The sequence below is a fragment of the Paenimyroides baculatum genome (assembly GCF_008629655.1).
Taxonomy (GTDB): Bacteria; Bacteroidota; Bacteroidia; order Flavobacteriales; family Flavobacteriaceae; genus Flavobacterium; species Flavobacterium baculatum.
In genome coordinates, this window is record NZ_VWSG01000001.1 from 218,601 (window position 1) to 238,762 (window position 20,162).

Below are 20,162 nucleotides of genomic sequence, written 5' to 3' on the forward strand. Positions count from 1 at the left end.
GATTTTTTTAAGCATACGCATACTAAATTAACGAATTATATTGACGATTGGCTTTGAATGAAATAAAAAATGCTCCAAAATTAATTGGAGCATTTTTGTTATAATTTTGAATTTCTTCAATATATTTTGATAACGAATTTAAATAACTTCTTCATTTTCTTTATCCAAATATTCCTGAACAATGTCAATGGCGTTGGTAACTACATCGCTTAAAGCTGTAATAAAAGTTCCATCTTCGGCACTGTTTATGGCATGTTTTATGGCATCGATTTCTTTAGAAATTATTTCGTAGGTAACCGTTCGTTCTGAAGCCGAAATTCCTTCCATAATTAAATCGATAATTTCTTGTTCGGTTCTTCCACGCAAATGTTTTTCCTGACGAATAATGATATGATCGAACATTCTCGCAGCTATCATGGCACATTCTTTAATATCTTCATCTCTACGATCGCCCACACCAGCGATAATTCCGATTTTTTTGATAGCTTCAACCGTACTTAAATATTCTTCTACACCTTTGTACCCCGACGGATTGTGAGCAAAATCAATCAATACTTTAAATTTCTTGAAATCGAAAATGTTCATTCTTCCCGGAGTTTGTGCTGCACTTGGGATAAATGTTTGTAACGATAAGCTGATGTCTTCAATTTTAAATCCTTGTAAATAAGCTGCTAAAGTTGCTGCTAATACGTTGGCGATCATGAATTTTGCTTTCCCGCCTAATGTCAATGGAACTTGTGTGGCTCTGTCTACCCTTATTTTCCACTCGCCTTTTTTTATGGTGATGAAACCGTTTTCGTAAACTGCTACAATTTTTCCTTCTTTGCTTAATTGTTTTACAATTGTAGAATCTTCGTCCATACTGAAATAAGCAATGTTACAACTTAAATCATTTGCCAGTTTCATGCAATATTCATCATCGGCATTTAAAATAGCCCAGCCGTCTTTCTTCACACTCTGCACAACCGTTGCTTTTACACGCGCCAAGTCAGCTAATGTATCAATATCGCTTATACCTAAATGATCTTCCTGAATGTTGGTGATAATTCCGATATCACAGCGGCTGAAACCAAGACCTGATCGTAAAATTCCTCCGCGTGCAGTTTCTAAAACAGCAAATTCTACCGTTGGATCTTTCAAAATATATTCTGCAGAAATTGGTCCGGTGGTGTCGCCTTTTTCCATCATATGATTCTGAATATAAATTCCATCCGATGTTGTAAAACCAACCTTGTAACCGTTGTTTTTTACAATATGAGCGATTAATCGGGTAGTAGTGGTTTTTCCGTTGGTTCCGGTTACTGCAATAATAGGAATACGGCTTGGTTTTCCTGGTGGATATAGCATATCGATTACCGGCGCAGCTACGTTTCTTGGTAAACCTTCACTTGGTGCCAAATGCATTCTAAAGCCGGGAGCTGCGTTTACTTCTAAAATACAGCCGCCGTTTTCTTTTAAAGGCTGCGTTAAATTTTCTGCCATAATATCAACCCCGCAAACATCTAAACCAATCACGCGCGAAATACGTTCGCAAAGAAAAATGTTTTCAGGATGCATCATATCGGTAACATCAACAGACGTTCCGCCGGTACTTAAATTAGCTGTCGATTTTAAATAAACAATTTCTCCTCTGTTTGGAACGGTTTCTAACGTATAACCTAATTTTTCTAATAGATCTGTTGTATCTCTGTCAACATCAATTTGGGTTAAAACATTTTCATGTCCGTAACCGCGTCTTGGATCTTTATTGGTTTCATCGATTAATTGTTGAATGGTTTGTGTGCCGTCGCCTTTTACATGGGCAGGCTCTCTTTTTGCAGCAGCAACGAGTTTATGATCGATGATGAGCACACGAAAATCAAATCCGGTAATAAATTTTTCTACAATAACTCTTCGACTGTAATTTTTTGCGTAAGCTAGTCCTGTAACTGCATCTTCCCATTTTTTTACATTGATAGATGCACCTTTTCCGTGATTTCCGTCTAAAGGTTTAATCACAATCGGATAGCCTATTTTTTTGATTACCTCTTCTAAATCTTCTTCATCAACACAAATTCCGCCACTTGCAACAGGAATCGAAGCTAATTCTAACATACGTTTGGTTTCTTCTTTATTGCATGCGATATCCACAGCAATATTGCTTGTTTTGCAGGTTATTGTTGCCTGGAAACGCATTTGATTGATTCCGTAACCCAACTGCACCAACGAATTAGTTCCTAAACGAATCCAAGGAATATCTCTCGCAACCGCTTCTTCCACAATGCTTCCTGTAGAAGGGCCTAAACGAACACGCTCACGAATTTCCCTCATTTTCTGAATATCCGTTTCAAAATCGTAATCAGTACCAGCAATTAAAGCCTCGGCAATTCTTACGGCACTTTCGGCAGCAAACATACCTACACTTTCTTCGGTATAACTGAAAACCACATTGTAAACACCGGGAGTTTTGGTTTCTCGTGTTCTACCAAAACCAGTTTCCATTCCGGCTAATGATTGTATTTCCAAAGCAATGTGTTCTATAACATGCCCCATCCAAGTGCCTCTTTCCACGCGCGAAAAGAAACCACCTCTACAACCTTCAGAACAACGGTGTTCGATCATTGTTGGGAACATAGCTTCAATACGTTCTCTGAATCCTTCAATTTTGTTTGTTGGAAATTGTTCCATTTCTTCCAAATCCAAACGCATCTGGATTAACTTTTTTCTGCGAACACTCCAGATGTTTGGCCCTCTTAATGCTTGTATTTTTAATATTTTCATATAAAACAATAATTTTTTTTTAATATAAGAACTATTTTGTTAAAAATAGAAAATAATATTACATATGTACTTTTTTTATCAAAAAAAACAAAATAAATTTTAAGATGTGCTTTTGGCTGTTTTTTTATCAGAATTTTACTGCTTATTGAATGATTTCTTGAGAAGTATGCAAACTTTTTTCTTGTTTTCTTATTCAATTTGATTTGTCTAGTTTAAAGAAATAGTTATTTTTACCGCATGGAAATATTAGGAAAATTAATAATTATAGGTGGCGCTGTAGATAAGGGAAGTTTTACAGAGACCAATTTGGATAAAGATGCATCGAAAAATCTGAATTTTTTTGAAGCAGGAATTCTAAAAAGAATCATTAAAGAATCAAAACATAAAGAACAATCTCGTATCGAAGTCATTACAACGGCTTCAAAAATCCCAAGAGAAATTGGTCCGGAATATGTAAAGGCATTCAGTTATTTAGGAGCTGAAAATGCAGATGTTTTATATATAGAAAAACGTGAGCAGGCAAACGATCCCGAAGTTTTAGAACGATTAAATGCGGCAGATGTGGTTATGTTTACCGGCGGTGATCAATTGCGTTTAACGTCGATTTTAGGCGGAACACCTTTTGTTGATTTGTTGATTTCGAAATACAAAAATACCGAATTTATTTATGCAGGAACATCGGCAGGTGCAGCAGCAGCTTCAAATAATATGATTTACCAAGGAAGCAGTTCTGAAGCATTGCTAAAAGGCGAAGTTAAAATTACATCGGGTTTAGGCTTAATTGATAATGTAGTTATTGATACGCATTTTGTGCAAAGAGGACGAATCGGTCGTTTGTTTCAGGCGGTTGTTAGCAATCCAAAAGTATTAGGTATTGGTTTGGGTGAAGATACCGGATTGTTGATTACGAACGGAAATCAAATGGAAGCAATAGGTTCAGGTTTGGTGATTTTGGTAGATGGACGAGAGGTTAAAGATACCAGTTTAACGCAGGTAGAATTAGGTCAGCCAATCTCAATCAATCATTTAATTACGCATGTAATGAGTCATTACGATACATTTGATCTGACTACCAACAAAATGAGCATTCATTCTTCTCAATACACCTAATCACAAACAACTAAGTAATGAAAATCATTATACATGGCGGTTTTTTTTCTGAATCATCTACAAGTTCAGAAACAAAAATTGCAAAGCAACAAGCACTTTTACGCATTGTGAAAGATTCGTATGCGTATCTGCTAAATCATTCGGCATTAGAAACGGTGGTTTACGCGGTTTCGCAGTTAGAAGACGATGAATTGTTTAATGCCGGAATTGGCTCGCAAATTCAATCTGACGGAAAAATCAGAATGAGTGCTTCTTTAATGGATGGCGAATCGCAGAAAATGAGCGGTGTTATTAATATCGAAGAAGTAAAAAATCCGATTCAGGTAGCGCAAGTGTTGATGAAGGTTGACGATCGAATTTTAGGTGGAAGCGGAGCTACAAACTTTGCCAGACAAAATGGATTTGAAGCGTTTTCAACTGAAATTCCTCAGCGAAGAAGTGAATACGAAGCAAAAGTAAAATCGTTAGGAACAGGAACCGTTGGTTGCGTTGCTTTAGATAAAGACGGAAAAATTGCAGTAGCGACTTCAACTGGCGGAAAAGGTTTTGAAATTCCGGGAAGAATCTCCGATTCTGCAACCGTAGCAGGAAATTATGCTAACGAATTTTGTGGTGTAAGTTTAACGGGTGTTGGTGAAGATATTGTAAGCGGAGCCGTAGCTGCAAAAATTGTAACCCGCGTTACCGATGGATTTTCATTAGAAAAAGCGTTTGAAAAAACCTTTGCCGAATTAAAACCTTACGATGGTTTTGCCGGTGCAATAGCCATTGATAATAATGGAAATATGCTGCATCAAGATTCGCATCCAAGTATGGTTTTCGCTAGTTTTGATGGTGTTAATGAACAGGTTTTTCAGTAAATAGAAATCAAATCATTGCAAAATCTTTAAATAATAGTTGTAACTTTCGTTGGTAAAATTTAATTTATTATCTTTTTGATAATGAATGGATTATGTTTTAAATTTTACATTATGTAAATCAACAAAGACTATTTTGGCTGCAGAACGAATTATATTAGGGATTGATCCCGGAACTACAATTATGGGTTTTGGTTTAATTAAGGTTGTAAAAAATTCTATGGAATTTATACAGCTTAACGAACTGAATCTTGCCAAAATGACCGATCCGTACTTAAAATTACAGCGCATTTTTGAACGAACCATTGAACTGATCGATACACATCATCCCGATGAAATTGCGATCGAAGCTCCGTTTTTTGGAAAAAATGTGCAATCGATGTTAAAATTGGGTAGGGCACAAGGTGTTGCTATGGCAGCCGGATTGTCGCGCCAAATTCCAGTAACAGAATACGAACCCAAGAAAATTAAAATGGCAATTACCGGTAACGGAAACGCCAGTAAAGAACAGGTTGCGAAAATGTTACAGCAATTGTTGGGTTTAAAAGAACTACCTAAAAACCTTGATTCTACCGATGGTTTGGCAGCAGCAGTTTGTCACTTTTTTAATTCGGGCAAAACCGTTGTTGGCAAAAGTTATTCGGGTTGGGATGCCTTCGTAAGTCAAAATACAGACCGTGTAATTAAAAAATAATGGCGGGCATTTACCTACATATTCCTTTTTGCAAGCAGGCGTGCCATTATTGCGATTTTCATTTTTCTACCTCGTTAAAAAAGAAAGAGGAGATGATTTCGGCTTTGCGTCGAGAACTTTTCTTACGAAAAGATGAATTTGTCAGTTCGAGCGGAGTCGAGAACCAAATAGAAACCATTTATTTTGGTGGTGGAACTCCAAGCGTTATATCTAACAATGAAATTAATCTCTTAATTGATGAAATTTATCAGTTGTTTGATGTTGCAGAAAATCCTGAAATTACGTTGGAAGCCAATCCTGATGATTTATCTGCAGATCGAATTAAAGAGCTTTCACTATCTAAAATAAATCGTTTAAGTATCGGAATACAATCGTTTTTTGATGAAGATTTAAGAATGATGAATCGGGCGCACAATGCAAATGAAGCATGGAATTCTTTACAGGAAGCCAAAAAGTATTTTGATAATATTTCGATTGATTTAATTTACGGAATTCCCGAAATGACAGTTGATCGTTGGCAACAAAACGTACAAAAAGCGTTAAATTTAAATATTCCGCACATATCGAGTTATGCATTAACGGTTGAACCGAAAACGGCATTGGCTACCTTAATTAAAAACGGAAAAATCCCCACACCAGACGACGGAATTGCACACGAACATTTTTTGTTGATGATTGAAATGCTAGAAAAAGCTGGGTTTATTCATTACGAATTATCTAATTTTGGTAAGCTCGATTATTTCTCAAAAAATAATTCTGCCTATTGGTTAGGGAAAAAATATTTAGGAATTGGTCCGTCTGCGCATAGTTTTAACGGCGAAAACCGATCTTGGAACATCGCCAATAATTCACTGTACATAAACGCCATTCAGCAAGATAAATTACCAAACGAAGTTGAAGTTCTATCAAAAAATGATCGATACAACGAATATGTAATGACCGGTTTACGAACGGTTTGGGGTGTATCGTTAGAAAAGATTAAAACCGATTTTGGAAGTGATTATTTAGATTATTTGCTGAAAAATGCCGACATATTTCTTACAAACGAAAAACTTATTATTGAAAATACTATTTTAAAAACGACTTTAAAAGGTAAATTCTTTTGTGACGGAATTGCAAGTGAATTATTTTGGATTGATTGATGAAATTCCCACAGATGCACGGATGATTTTAAAATTAAAAAGATGAAATTTATTATTTTAGTATTATTTACATTATGTAGTTTTGATGCAATATGTCAAGAAAATTTATCCTTTCGAAGATTTGAAACGATTTTAAAAAAAGGAAAAACTTTTTCAGGGAATGATGTTATAACAATAAATAATTTCAGTTTTGTTGAATTAGCTAATGTTGATAATTTTGTAATATTTCTTCCCGTAATTATAGATCATAATTTAAAAAATAAAGATTTTGGAGGATATAATTCAGGAGGTTACGTTTTAATACATGATAAACAGAAAAATTCTTACTTTGAAATAAGAATTGATCGCAGAGGAATAAATCTAGAAAAAAAAGATGATGATATTTATGAAGTTGGAGCTATACTTTTTTATGAATTTGGTGATGGATATTCAATTGGAATAGATATTACTTTAATAACAAATGGTAATAAACAATATAAATTCAATTTAGCGGAAAGAAATGATAAGCTTATAATTAATTCTAGATGCATAGAAACTAAATATTGTAAAGTTTTAACTTTAGAAAATAATTTATATAATTTGGATATGATTGATTTTGTAAACGAGATTTATAAATTAGACTTTGAAAGCTTGTTACATGATGATTATAGTTATTATTTTAGAAAAAAATAATTATAATTTAATCCGGGCATCTGTGGCAAACAAAAAATATAAAAATGAAAACAACCATACAACATAACAACACAACATACGAAATTGATCTGTCGAAACCAATCGATATTTCTTTACCTATTCAAAATAACGAACAAAACCCAATTGCGTGGTATTTAGATCAGCCCGAAATAAATCCGGTGGTTATGGGCGATTTTGTTGGCAGTGTAGCATCGGGAAAATCATCTACAAACTTTAATAATATTTTGTTCAATCCGCACGGACATGGAACGCATACCGAATGTTTGGGTCATATTACAAAAGATTTTTATTCAATCAATCAAACATTAAAAACCTTCTTTTTTACAGCCGAATTAATTTCTATTGAACCTGAAATGATTGATAATGATTTTGTTATCACAAAAAATCAGATTGAAAAGGCATTGAATGGTAAAATATCTGAAGCTTTAATCATAAGAACGCTTCCAAATTCAAACGAAAAGAAACATAAAAATTATTCTAATACAAATCCGGCTTATTTATCAGAAGAAGCGGCTGTTTTTATAAGGGAAATAGGTGTAGAACATTTGCTTATTGATTTGCCAAGTGTTGATAAAGAAGTTGACGAAGGTAAATTATTGGCTCACAAAGCCTTTTGGAATGTAAAAAATGTAGACGAAGTGAATGCCGATGCGCGTTTTAACTGTACGATTACCGAGTTGGTTTTTATTGACAATGAAGTTGCAGATGGTTCGTACATTTTAAACCTACAGATTGCATCGTTCGAAAATGATGCATCGCCAAGCAAACCCGTAATTTATAAAGTGCTATAAAAAAGAAACTCCTTCAATTTGAAGGAGTTTTATATGTGATTAATCTTGTTTTTGACCGTGATTAATATCGTTTCTGTGTTCTAAAACATCCAAGTTTTCGTCAACAAAATAAGCACTACCAAAACCGTTTACATAAGCACCTTTTAAAGGGTTTACAGCGATTAAGATAAAATCTTCCATTGGTGCAATTACTTCAACAACTTTTCCGTGTGTTTCTTTTAAAAGCGCAATAACAGTGTTCCATTGGTCAGAATCTCTTTCAATTTGCGTTGTAGTTGCATCAAAAGTTAAACGCTCGCGAGCATAAATCTGTTTAGAAGCATCTTCATCTGCAATAAACATCATAGAAACTTTTTTCTGATCTCTTAAGTTTTTAGTATGGCGCGCCATGAAAGAAACCAAAATGTAGAACGTATTGTCTATTTTTACGAAAGGTGCGTAGCTTGAATTTGGATTACCTTCTGCATCAACCGTTCCTAAAATGATCGATTTTGAATTTGCAACCAATTCTTTTACTTTCGGTGCAATAGGCTTTACCTCTTTGTGTGCTTGTTGTGTGTCGTGTGTACTCATGTTAGAAAAATTTTTACAAAAATAAGTATTTATATCGGTTTTATATGTTTAAAGAATGAAAATCAACTCTGATTGTTAGCGTATAAGTGAATTTTGTACGAACAGGCGATCCGTTTATTGTTGCAGGAATCCATTTTTTAGCTGCGCGTTTTACTGCTTGCATTATCCGTTTTTGAAAATATTCCAATTCCGGATCAACCATTTTAAAGTTGGAAACCGATCCGTCTTTTTCAATAATAAAATCAATAGCAATATCAAGCGTCGTTTTAGTTTTCGCCACACTTAAATTCGAACGTTCCTGATCGGTTATATAAAAGTTGTTGCTAACTTTTTCACTAAACTTTTTCATGCCGTTTATTGGTGTTGCTTTATAGCGTACGGCTTTGTAATAATTGTATTCGTTTATCACAAAAGATAAGTTGTATAAACTCGCTTTAGCTGTACCGTCTACTATTGCAGGATTGAAATTTGGAAGTTGTTTAATGATAGGAACGATCAATGCTTCAAGCTCAAATTCATCTTTTGGAATACTTGCTTTTGTAACTTCGCCTTTATCGTTTAAAAACAATTTTACCTGAATAATATTGTCTTTGCCGCGCATTTTATCAAAAGTTTCATCGGGTATATTTAGTTCCTGAATAATGTTTTGAACGTATTGTGTGGCTTCGTAAGGTGGTGTAGCTTTTGAGTCTTGAGCAGATGAAACGACGTTGGTAAGAATTGTAAAAAGTAAAAGTAGTGTGTTTTTCATGGTTAATTTTGATATTTAATTGTAATTGGAATAGTAAAACTTGATCGAACCGGTTTGCCATTTTCAATTGCGGGATTCCATCTAGTTGATTTTATTACGCTTATTGCTTCTGAATGAAACAATGGAGTATTAGCTTGTACTACTTCTACGTTTGAAAGTGTGCCGTCTTTTTCAACAAAGAATCTTAATCGCATTTTAATATCATAGTCCACCTTTTTACTATCAAATTTAAATTCTTCCATAAATCGTTTCATGAATTTTTCCAAGCCATCTTTTGGTGTAGCTTTCGTGTAAATTTTTCCAGCGATTGGTTGTTCTTCAATGATTTGATCTACAGGTATAACCAAATTAAAAGCTTTTCTAGAAACAACTGTAATACCATCTTCGGTTTTAGGATTCCATTTTGGTAATTTTTCAATTGCTTTTTTAAGGTTCGATTCTAATTGAAGTGAATCATTTTGAATTTTCGGATTAAAAACTGATCCGTCTTTGGTAATTGTTAGAATAAAAGTGATGTCAATTGAACTGTTTTGGTATTTCTTGTTAATTTCTTCAGGAATTTCCAGATTGGCAGCCAATAGATCTAAATACTCGTTTGTGGGAATGGTTGTTGAAGCTTCAACAGTTTGTGCTTCTATTTTTAAAGAGAAAACAATTACAAAAAGTAAAAGTAGTATGTTTTTCATGATTAGTTTTTTGCAAAAATAATAAAATTGTTCTTGCTGTTATAGATTAGGAGTGGATCAACCTTAAAAAAAATCATAAAAAAGATCGTTGTAAAATAAAGTTTATTAATTTTGTGAAGATTAAAAAATAGTCGTCGCTACAAATTTATTCGAGTAGTGAAATGAAAGAAGATTTACATATTTATGGATAAAAAAGATTTACGAAGTGTTATTTTTCGTCATTTAGACGGAATTGTAACGTTGCCGATTTTGGTTACGCTTCATAATGCTGATATATTACAGTTTATTTCGAACAATGATAAAGTAACTTTGAGCGAACTGGCTACGCAATTTAATGCGAATGAAGGCTACTTAAATGTGGCATTACGCGTATTAGCATCGCAAGGTTTCTTGAATTATCAAGTTAAACCGAAGCTTTTTGTTGAAAAAACATCAAAGTTCAATCAAATGTTGCGTTATGCAGACTCATTGAAACCGGTCATGGAAATGATCCAATTTTCGCAAGGATTTCATAATCGTTTGTTCGAAAAAGAACCATTTTTAAAACTGAAACCGTTGTTAGAAAGTTATCAGAACGATACACTTTTACCTTCGGCATTGAATGATGAAGACAATGAAATTCGCAAACAGCTGAATTATTATGTAGAAGGTTGTTTGGTTGGACCCACAATTGTTCGTTTGGGAATGAACGGAATGTTCCACAAATATTTTATGGAATCGAGTTTTAAGGCAGAAGAATATCATAAAGATCCAGAAAGCTTTGAAAAATTGCTCGATTTTTTGACGCATTTATGTTGGTTCAACAAGAAAAACAATAACTACAGTTTCACAGATCAAGGCTTGTTTTTTGCACGAAGAGCAACTTCGTACGGCGTTACGGTTTCTTATTTGCCAATGTTGTCTCAAATGCAGCATCTGTTGTTCGGAAATGTTTCAGAAGTAAAACAAGACAAAGGAGGACAGCAGGAAATTCATGTTGACAGAGCCATGAATGTTTGGGGAAGTGGTGGTGCACACGCAACTTATTTTAAAGCGGTTGATGAGTTGATCATTGAAATTTTCAACAAACCGTTAAATGAACAGCCAAAAGGAATTTTAGATATGGGCTGCGGTAACGGTGCTTTGCTGGAACATTTGTTCGAAACAATTGAAAACCGAACCTTGCGTGGAAAACATTTGGAAACACATCCGTTGTTTTTGGTTGGTGCCGATTATAATCAGGAAGCTTTGAAAATTACGCGTGCTAATTTAATTGCCAACGATATTTGGGCAAAAGTTATTTGGGGCGATATTGGAAATCCGGTACAATTGGCTGCCGATTTAAAAGACGAGTACAATATTGAACTGAACGATTTGTTGAATATGCGAACCTTTTTAGACCATAACAGAATTTGGGAGCAACCCGTAAAGACTGAAGGTTTGGAAGAAAGTCTTTCAACCGGAGCTTATGCAACCAACGGACTATTGTTACCGAATGAATGGGTGGAACAAAGTTTGGTAGAACATTTACAAAAATGGCAACCTTTTATTTCTAAATTCGGATTGTTGGTGATTGAACTTCATACGATAGATTCTGCAATAACATCCAAAAATATCGGATTAACAGCCGCCACAGCTTATGATGCTACGCACGGTTTTTCGGATCAGTATATTTTGGAATTGGACGTTTTTGAAGAATGTGTAAAACGTTCGGGATTATCTGTTGATGATAATTATACTCGAAAATATCCTGCCGATGAACGTTCAAACATCAGTATTCATTTGATAAAATAAAAAAATACCGCTTTTATGAGCGGTATTTTTATGATTAATTTTCTAACGGAAGAAAATTGTAGTTTTTAGAATAATACAACATTTGTTCTGCAAACGTTTTAGGGTAAGTTACCACAATATCGGTGATTTCTCCTTTGTCGTTCGTAATTGGAACCAATACCGGATTTACAAAACCGCGGTAAGGTGCCGTGTTGAATTTTTTGCTTCGTTCCAACACTTCTTTGTGCAGTTGTTTGTCAACTTTTACTCCGTAATTTTCAACAAGATCTTTTGCAGCTTTAAAATCTCCTTCTGATTTTATACGTTGTGTTTCACGCAACAATTGTCCGAATAAATCATGTAAACGCGCGTAATCATTTATTTTAAAGTAGGTTTTATTGTCTCGAACCACTTTTTCAATCACATTGAATTCTTTTCCTTTTTCAAAAACCCAAGCAGAAACCCACTGGCGGTTACGCATGTGAGCTTCTTCGATATCCTGACCCGGTTCAATGCGAACCAATTGTGTCATTAAACCGTTGCGGATATAATCGTTATAAGCGGTCATTCCCAGATTTTGCCAATTATCAACCATCCCTAAATCCTGAATTTTTTTATCGTACAAATAGTAAAGCGCAACCAAATCGGCACGACCTTCTTCTAAAGTAGATGCGTAACTTTTCAGTGTTTCTCTTGGCGTACCAACTCCCGGATTTAATTGCCCCGACGCATGCCCGATCACTTCATGTAAAGCCGTATGCAGTTTATCAGCCAGTTCACTGTAACGCTGCGATAGTTTAATTTCGTTTTCATCAAAGGCAAATTCCTTTAATTTATCGCCGCCGCCAGCTTTGTTGTACGCATCTATGATGTTTCCTAACGAAATTGATTTTGAACCGTGTTCAGCACGAATCCAGTCTGCATTAGGCAGGTTCACACCAATTGGCGTTGCCGGTGACGTATCGCCACTTTCGGCAGCCACAATTACGGTTTTATAAGATACACCTACCACGTTTTTCTTTTTATGTTCGGGCATTAAAGGCGAACTGTCTTCAAACCACTGCGCGCTTTTGGAAATAACTTCCATTTTTGCCGACATGTCGAAATCTTTAATCTGAACTGTTGATTCATATGATGCTTTATGTCCCAATGGATCATTATAAACTTCGATAAATCCGTTGATGTAATCAATATTTCCTTCGGTAGCTTTTACCCAAGCCACGTTGTAATCGTCCCATTTTTTAAGATCGCCGGTTTTGTAGAAATCAATCAAAATCTTCAACGCATCGGCTTGTGGTTTGTTTTCGGCAACTTCTACCGCTTTTTCTAACCAATAAACAATTTTATCAATGGCAGCACCGTACATTCCGCCACTTTTCCAAACGCGTTCTTCTATTTTACCCGATTCTGTTCTTACTAATTTTGAATTCAATCCGGTAGATAAAGGTCGTAAGGTGTCAGCAGGAATCATACTTCCGTAAAAACGTTCTACATCTTTTGCATTTAAGCCTTTTCCGTAAAAATTAACCGCAGAACCCTGTACCAAACCTTTCGATTCGTTTAAATTCACTTTTTTGCCATCGACTTCATTAAAAAGAACTTCAACAATACTTGCGTCTAAATTTGTTTTTGTTTCTTTCAATAATTTCTGAAGATATGTTTGCGGGAAATCTGGTTTGATTTTACTGTTTGAATAATGATGATGAATTCCGTTAGAAAACCAGATGCGTTTTAAATAAATCTCGAAATTTTTCCAGTTTTCGCTGTTTTTATCGCCTTTGTAGTTTTTGTAAACATTTTCAAGCGCCGTACGTATTTTTAAGTTGTATTTGTAGTTTTGATCCCAAAAGATATCGCGACCCGAATAGCCAGCCTGTGCCAGATAATACACCAGTTTTTTCTCTTTCAAGGTCAGTTTTTCCCAACCCGGAATATCGTACTTCAAGACCTGAACGTCCGCGAACTGTTCTGTTTCGAATTTCACGCTTTGTAAACTGTCTGTAACGCTTTTATATTTACTTGTTTTATCGGTTTTGTTGCAGGCTGTTAAACTCGCAACGGCTATTGCTATAATGGTAAACTGACTAAATTTCATGCTTAATAGTTGTATTATTAAAAACAAATATATTAAAATTTATGTTTTGAAGTTTTAACGAAATTGAAACCGCTGTATAAAAAAAGAGCTTTGAAATTTTCAAAGCTTATTAATTTTGCGGTAAAACGTTTTTAAGAAATTCGTTTAACTGATCGAACAGATCTTTGGGACTTGAATACAAAATATGGAAATTACTTAAAGCAAAAAGTAATTCGTTAGTTTCGGCTTCGGCTTTTTGCAGATAAACAATAGGTTTACGCTTTGCTTTTGCATAACCCAGTTCGATACACGACGTAACGTTAACCGATGTAGCTTCGATAATTAAAAAGTTGCTAGAATCTATTTCTTTCATAGCTTTCTGCATTAGGTCGGCTTCCTGACCGGCTTCAAACGGATATTTATCAACAAAGATAAACTGTTCCACATTCGCCGTACTCATTGCCATGCCCAGTGCAATAATTTCTTTTCCTAAAGATTTTCTTGTAATTGTATCAACCGATATATATGCTTTCATTAACTAGCAGTTTATGTGGTAAAGATAAATAAATTATTCGGTAACAACAGTTTCGCGGTCGCTTTCTTCGGCTTTTCCTTCTTCAATCATTTCAGAAACTTCTTCGCGGTCGTCTTTTTCCAAATGTTCCACCAAATCTTCCTGATCGTCGTTTATTTTATCGATAAAAAACTTGCAGTACAAAGGCAAATGATCAGATCCAACTGTTGGCATCGCTTTTAATTCTTCCACAAAAATATCGGTGGTATGAAACATTTGATCAATCGGAAAACGAAGCAAACGGTATTTTGCATGAAAAGTTGATATTAAACCACGACCGATTCTTGGATCGATAGTTCCTGATGTTTTTCTGAATAATATCGATGATTTTGCCCAAGCTACATTATTAAAATCACCAATTACTATGGTAGGTTTATGATTTTCTTTGACTTTTTTTGCAACCGACAATAATTCGCCATCGCGTTCTTTTGCATTTTCTTCTTCGGTTGGACTTGGCGGTGGCGGATGCACGCCAAAAAACACAACCTCAAAGCCGTCTTTTGTTTTAAAAGTAGCTTCAATACTCGGAATATCGTCTGCAACAAAATAATGTTTCTGGCAATCGACCATTTCAATTTTAGAATACAGATGCATTCCATAAGTGTTTTCTAAACCAATTTCACAAAAATACGGATAGTTCGGTTTTAAAGCCTGTAATGCATCTTCCCAATCTTTGTTCGATTCTATTGTAAGAATAATGTCGGGATTTTCGTTCTCTAAAAACTTCAAAAAACGATCGTATTCTTTATTAAACTGATAAATATTGGTGGAAACAATCTTAATGCTTTCAGACGATTTATTGGTTTTTACCTTTTTTTCGATCTTATAAAAAGGTGTGTACGGGTACAGCAGATAAATTTCGTAAACCATACAACCTACCAAAATTAATTGTGTAATGTAAAAGCCGGTGGTTTTTTGCAGAAACGCCCAGGCAGCAATGAAAACGATGAATTGTAATACTAAAATTTGGACTTTACCAAAATCGAAAATCCTGAAAAACCAATGTTGATCTTGTACAAGCGGAATTAACGATGCAAAAATTAAAAGGGTTGATAAGCTATAAAAAGCAATTTCCATTACGGTCTTTTTTACAAATCTAAAAATTTAAAATCAAGCATTTTATAACCAACGACAAATAGTTACGATCTTTTAACTGTTAAAGTGATATTTTGTTGCGTGCGAGTGTTGTTTGCCGTTCGGTTTGATAAATTATTTTGAAGTAGATATATATTGTAAAGTTAATTTTTATATTTTTAAGAAAAAGAAGATGGTAAAACTTGTTGTGTTATATTCAATTTTATTCTTTTCAATATTTCAGTTTGATAAAAGTTCAAAAACAAGCTATCAGTTAAAAAACGAAAAATTGGTTTATCAACTTAAAATGAAAAACGGTAAGCAATTGTCGGTTTGTATTGATAAAGACGAGAAGTATATTGTTTATAGATATGGTTCAAAAAATAAAATTGAATTAGAATATCCTAAAGAAAAAGATTTTTCGAGTTTTAAGAAGTTTGAATATTCTGGTTGGAGTAGAGGTGGAGGTATTAAAAATTCTGCAATGGAATTAAAATATTTAGCTTTTACAAACAACGGAATAAAGTATGTTGTTTACGATACCTATTTTTTAGAAGTAGACAAATTAGAAGCAGGAATTAAAGTGATTGAATCAGAAAACAAAATCACTGATTTAAAAGGATTGAAAAAATCAAGAAAAGGAAATTTATCTGATTTGAAAGATAAAGTTAACGAAGGTGAGGAGTTGTATGATTAAACAAAAAAATCGCCTTTTAAAGGCGATTTTTTTATTAAAACACTAATTTAATTATTTAGCGTCTGCATATTTTTTTGCAACTGCATCCCAGTTAACAACATTAAAAAATGCATTAATATAATCTGGTCTGCGGTTTTGGTAGTTTAAGTAATAAGCATGTTCCCAAACATCTAAACCTAAAATAGGCATACCTTCACATCCAATTCCTGGCATTAAAGGGTTGTCTTGGTTTGCAGTAGCGCAAACTTCTAACTTACCGTTTTTAACACATAACCAAGCCCAGCCCGATCCAAATTGTGTAGCACCAGCTTTAGCAAAAGCATCTTTAAAAGCATCGAATGATCCAAAAGTTTCATTAATTGCAGTAGCTAATTCACCAGTTGGTTCGCCACCTGCGTTTGGCGCCATAATTTCCCAAAATAAGTTGTGGTTGTAAAAACCACCACCGTTATTACGAACAGGTTTGTTGTTTAAATCTAAATTTTTTAAAATATCTTCGATAGATTTTCCTGCTAAATCAGTTCCTTCAATAGCTGCATTTAAGTTTGTTGTGTATGCTTGGTGATGTTTAGAGTAGTGAATTTCCATTGTTCTAGCGTCAATATGAGGCTCTAAAGCGTCGTAAGAATATGGTAATTTTGGTAATTCGAAAGCCATAACTATAATAGTTTAAAGATTAGTATTATTTTTATTTCAAATTTAAACAAAATACAACGACAACAAAAATTATTATGTGTCTTCTTTGTTAACATTTTTATAAAGTATCTTGGAAAAAAAAGCCTTTACCATTTATAACGCATCGGCAGGCGCCGGAAAAACGCATACGCTTGTAAAAGAGTATCTTAAAATTTTGTTGGGATATTCTAATAAAGACGATGCTTACCGAAATGTGCTTGCAATTACCTTTACAAACAAAGCGGTGAACGAAATGAAATCGCGTATTGTTTCGTGTATTTATGCGTTTACATTGAACGAAATTCCGCTGAAAGAATACCGATTGTTGGAACAAATTGTTGCCGAAACAACTTTTACCGAAGCCTATATTCGCGAAAAATCTAAAAAGATTTTAAAGAACATCATTCATAATTATGCGGGTTTCGATATTTCTACAATTGATAAATTCACGCACAAAGTAATTCGTTCGTTTGCGTTTGATTTGAATCTGCCTTTTCATTTTGAAGTTTCGTTAGATACCGAAGCGTTGTTGCAGGAAGCTGTTGATGCTTTGATTGCGCAAGCCGGTGTTGATGAAGAATTGACGAAATTATTGGTCGATTTTTCAATCAGTAAAGCCGATGATGATAAAAGTTGGGATGTTACCAATGAGTTAATGGAAATAGGTCGTTTGTTATTGAACGAAAACAACAAACAAGAACTGGAAGCTTTTGAGAACATTGAAATGCAAACGTTCTTGTCGCTAAAAAATTGGTTGCACGATCAGATCAATCAGTTAAAAGCCGAAACAGTTGCGTTGGCTCAAAATGCGTTGCAGTTGCTGGAAACGAATGGTATCGACAATAAATCGTTTAGCGGTGGTTATTTTCCAAAACATTTAATAGGAATTGTTGATGGAAACTACAACAACGCCAACAAAAAATATTACGAGTTTGATGATATTAAAATCAATAAAACCGCCAAAGACAAAGAGGCAATAGAGCAATTAATTCCCGATTTATTGGCGATTACAAAAAAGATTTATCCGCTGTTTGGAAAGATTTATTTCTATGAAGCTTTCCTGAAAAATTTGGTACCGCTTTCATTGTTGAATTCCATCAGTAACGAAATTAAACGCATTCAGAACGAACAACAGATTCTTTCTATATCGCAGTTCAACAAAATTATTTACGAAGAATTAAAAAATCAGCCAGCGCCTTTTATTTATGAGCGGTTGGGCGAAAAATACCGACATTTTTTTATTGATGAATTTCAGGACACGTCCGAAATGCAATGGCAAAATCTAATTCCGTTGATTGATAACGCACTTTCCGGAGCCGATGATTTTGGCAAAGAAGGCTCGTTAATGATTGTGGGCGATCCAAAACAGGCAATTTATCGTTGGCGCGGCGGCAAGGCAGAGCAGTTTATGCAGTTGAGCGATGGCGAAAATCCGTTTTCAAATCCATCAAAAGCAACCATAAGTTTAGATACCAACTACCGCAGTTTTTCGCAAGTGATCGAATTTAACAATGGAATTTTTAAGTTTCTGGCGAATCAGTTCAATAACCAAGCGTATCAAAATCTGTACGAAAATTATTCGCATCAAAACACAAATTCCAGAAAAGGCGGTTTCGTAAATATTTCGTTTTTAAACAACGATTTGTTGGTCGACGATGAGGTTACAAAAGACGATTTGTACCTGAGCGAAGTTTTAAAAACGATTGAAAGCGTGTTGGATCAAGGTTTTTCGTTGGGCGATATTGTGGTTTTAACGCGCAAAAGTAAAGACGGCGTTAAGGTTGCAAATCATTTAACAAAAAACGGAATTCGAATTTTATCGTCGGAAACTTTGTTGATCAATAACGCTACCGAAGTGCAGTTACTGTTGAATTTGTTGCGATTTTTAAAGAACAACCACGATAAAGAAGCAAAAGCACTGATTTTATATTATGTTGGACGATTTATTCTGAAAGATGCAAAAGTACACGATGTTATCGTGAAGGGAATGTTGATGGATAATGAAACCGATTTTCAGAATTATTTGAAAACGTTCGGCATTGAAATCAACTTTAAAGAACTCCGTAAAAACAATTTGTACGTTGCGGTAGAATTAATGGTTTCGGCATTTATTCCGACCAAAAAAACCGAAGCTTATGTACAGTATTTTCTGGATTTGATTTTAGAACGAACCGTAAAAAATCAATCCACAATAGCCGATTTTCTAAATTATTGGGAACAGAATTATCATAAATTGAGCATTCCGTCGCCTGAAAATGAAAATGCAGTGCGGTTAATGACAGTTCATAAATCAAAAGGATTGGAATTTCCGGTGGTGATTTATCCGTTTGCCGATGAAGATTTTTCGAAATCACGCGATAAAATTTGGGTCGATTTAGAAGAAAACGATCAATTGGTTATCCCTAAAGCATTGGTCGATCTAAAAAACGACGTGAAAATGTATGGCGAAACAGCGCAACGTTTATTCGATCAAAAAAAGCAAGAAGAACTGTTGGATAATTTAAATGTTTTGTATGTGGCGTTAACGCGTGCCGAAGAACAATTGTACATTATCAGTAATTATAAAAGATCTAAAACCGGAACGTTGCCAAATACATTGGCTGCATTTTTTGTGACGTATTTAGAAGATTTAGGTCGATTTTCTGAAAATGAATTAAATTATCCTTTTGGAGAAGCAATTAAAGTTTCTGCCGAAAAAACCGATCAACATTTAAAACCAATCGTGATAAAATCGGTCGAAAAACCAATAGATCAATCGGTAATAAAAATTGCTAAGCGCGAAGCAATTATGTGGGATACCAAGCAACAGCACGCCATTGAAAAAGGAAATTTAATACACGAACTTTTGGCTGAAATTATTACGGTTGATGATATCGCTTTTGTGGTTAAAAATGCAGTTTCAAAAGGAATGTTGCCCTCAACGGAAGAAATCGAAATATCAGAAAAAATCACAGAAATTGTTCAGCATACAGATTTACAACCTTTCTTCAATAAAGAAAATATCATTTACAACGAAAGACCAATTTTGCATGAATCGTTCAAAAACATAAAACCAGATCGCGTTGCCATAAGCGGAAATAAAGCGTATATCATCGACTATAAAACGGGTGAAGAACAAGCAAAATATACCAAACAAATTAACGATTATGCCTTGGCAATTGAAGAAATGGGCTACGAAATCGCAAAAAAGACGCTATTGTATATTCAAGACGATTTAAAAATAATAAATTTGTAACCTATCAATCTTAAAAATAAAACA

At 34.5% G+C, this 20,162-nt stretch carries 17 protein-coding genes; 9 read left to right on the forward strand and 8 right to left on the reverse strand.

Translation table 11 applies throughout. From position 1 onward, the window contains the following. Nucleotides 1-138: 138 nt before the first annotated feature. Nucleotides 139-2,760, reverse strand: coding sequence for a cyanophycin synthetase (gene cphA, locus F0460_RS01125; RefSeq protein WP_150009474.1), 2,622 nt, complete (start codon nucleotides 2,758-2,760; stop codon nucleotides 139-141). Nucleotides 2,761-2,997: 237 nt separating this feature from the next. Here cphA and F0460_RS01130 point away from each other — a divergent pair, with 237 nt between their 5' ends. From F0460_RS01130 to F0460_RS01155, 6 genes are all read left to right on the forward strand, one after another. Further along, nucleotides 2,998-3,870, forward strand: a complete 873-nt coding sequence (locus F0460_RS01130) for a cyanophycinase (RefSeq protein ID WP_150009475.1) — start codon at nucleotides 2,998-3,000, stop codon at nucleotides 3,868-3,870. A 17-nt stretch (nucleotides 3,871-3,887) separates the two neighbouring features. Further along, nucleotides 3,888-4,730, forward strand: coding sequence for an isoaspartyl peptidase/L-asparaginase (locus tag F0460_RS01135; RefSeq protein WP_150009476.1), 843 nt, complete (start codon nucleotides 3,888-3,890; stop codon nucleotides 4,728-4,730). A gap of 133 nt (nucleotides 4,731-4,863) precedes the next feature. Continuing rightward, complete coding sequence (ruvC, locus tag F0460_RS01140) at nucleotides 4,864-5,421, forward strand: crossover junction endodeoxyribonuclease RuvC (protein ID WP_150009918.1); 558 nt, start codon at nucleotides 4,864-4,866, stop codon at nucleotides 5,419-5,421. Next, nucleotides 5,421-6,563, forward strand: coding sequence for a radical SAM family heme chaperone HemW (hemW, locus tag F0460_RS01145; protein ID WP_150009477.1), 1,143 nt, complete (start codon nucleotides 5,421-5,423; stop codon nucleotides 6,561-6,563). Before ruvC ends, hemW begins: the two co-directional genes overlap by 1 nt. Nucleotides 6,564-6,605: 42 nt before the next feature. Continuing rightward, the gene (locus tag F0460_RS01150) at nucleotides 6,606-7,235 is read left to right on the forward strand and encodes a hypothetical protein (RefSeq protein ID WP_150009478.1); all 630 of its coding nucleotides are present in this window, start codon (nucleotides 6,606-6,608) and stop codon (nucleotides 7,233-7,235) included. A 44-nt stretch (nucleotides 7,236-7,279) separates the two neighbouring features. Beyond that, a complete protein-coding gene (locus F0460_RS01155; protein ID WP_150009479.1) occupies nucleotides 7,280-8,047 on the forward strand; it encodes a cyclase family protein in 768 nt (255 codons plus the stop codon). 39 nt (nucleotides 8,048-8,086) lie between these two features. On the opposite strand, the gene F0460_RS01160 is transcribed toward F0460_RS01155, so the two are convergent. The 3 genes from F0460_RS01160 to F0460_RS01170 are packed head-to-tail and all read right to left on the reverse strand — an operon-like array spanning nucleotide 8,087 to nucleotide 10,057. After that, nucleotides 8,087-8,620: a pyridoxamine 5'-phosphate oxidase family protein gene (locus tag F0460_RS01160; protein ID WP_150009480.1), complete on the reverse strand. Its 534-nt coding sequence runs from the start codon at nucleotides 8,618-8,620 to the stop codon at nucleotides 8,087-8,089. A 40-nt stretch (nucleotides 8,621-8,660) separates the two neighbouring features. After that, nucleotides 8,661-9,371, reverse strand: a complete 711-nt coding sequence (locus F0460_RS01165; protein WP_150009481.1) for an energy transducer TonB — start codon at nucleotides 9,369-9,371, stop codon at nucleotides 8,661-8,663. A gap of 2 nt (nucleotides 9,372-9,373) precedes the next feature. Further along, nucleotides 9,374-10,057: an energy transducer TonB gene (locus F0460_RS01170; protein ID WP_150009482.1), complete on the reverse strand. Its 684-nt coding sequence runs from the start codon at nucleotides 10,055-10,057 to the stop codon at nucleotides 9,374-9,376. A gap of 183 nt (nucleotides 10,058-10,240) precedes the next feature. On the opposite strand from F0460_RS01170, the gene F0460_RS01175 reads away from it, so the two are divergent. Further along, nucleotides 10,241-11,830, forward strand: coding sequence for a class I SAM-dependent methyltransferase (locus tag F0460_RS01175; RefSeq protein WP_150009483.1), 1,590 nt, complete (start codon nucleotides 10,241-10,243; stop codon nucleotides 11,828-11,830). Between the two features lie 34 nt (nucleotides 11,831-11,864). Here F0460_RS01175 and F0460_RS01180 read toward each other — a convergent pair whose 3' ends face one another. From F0460_RS01180 to F0460_RS01190, 3 genes are all read right to left on the reverse strand, one after another. Next, entirely contained in the window at nucleotides 11,865-13,904 is a 2,040-nt protein-coding gene (locus F0460_RS01180; protein WP_150009484.1) for a dipeptidyl-peptidase 3 family protein, read from the reverse strand. Between the two features lie 109 nt (nucleotides 13,905-14,013). Beyond that, a complete protein-coding gene (locus tag F0460_RS01185; RefSeq protein ID WP_150009485.1) occupies nucleotides 14,014-14,418 on the reverse strand; it encodes a hypothetical protein in 405 nt (134 codons plus the stop codon). A gap of 33 nt (nucleotides 14,419-14,451) precedes the next feature. Further along, nucleotides 14,452-15,534: an endonuclease/exonuclease/phosphatase family protein gene (locus tag F0460_RS01190; RefSeq protein ID WP_150009486.1), complete on the reverse strand. Its 1,083-nt coding sequence runs from the start codon at nucleotides 15,532-15,534 to the stop codon at nucleotides 14,452-14,454. 304 nt (nucleotides 15,535-15,838) lie between these two features. Here F0460_RS01190 and F0460_RS01195 point away from each other — a divergent pair, with 304 nt between their 5' ends. Further along, entirely contained in the window at nucleotides 15,839-16,228 is a 390-nt protein-coding gene (locus F0460_RS01195) for a hypothetical protein (RefSeq protein WP_150009487.1), read from the forward strand. A gap of 51 nt (nucleotides 16,229-16,279) precedes the next feature. Here the strand turns inward: F0460_RS01195 and F0460_RS01200 are convergent, their stop codons facing one another. Further along, nucleotides 16,280-16,885 (reverse strand): superoxide dismutase, encoded by a 606-nt coding sequence (locus F0460_RS01200; RefSeq protein WP_150009488.1) that lies wholly within the window; start codon nucleotides 16,883-16,885, stop codon nucleotides 16,280-16,282. 106 nt (nucleotides 16,886-16,991) lie between these two features. Here F0460_RS01200 and F0460_RS01205 point away from each other — a divergent pair, with 106 nt between their 5' ends. Next, nucleotides 16,992-20,138 carry a UvrD-helicase domain-containing protein gene (locus F0460_RS01205; protein ID WP_190304070.1) on the forward strand — a complete coding sequence of 1,049 codons (3,147 nt, stop codon included), beginning with the start codon at nucleotides 16,992-16,994 and terminating at the stop codon, nucleotides 20,136-20,138. Nucleotides 20,139-20,162: the final 24 nt, after the last annotated feature.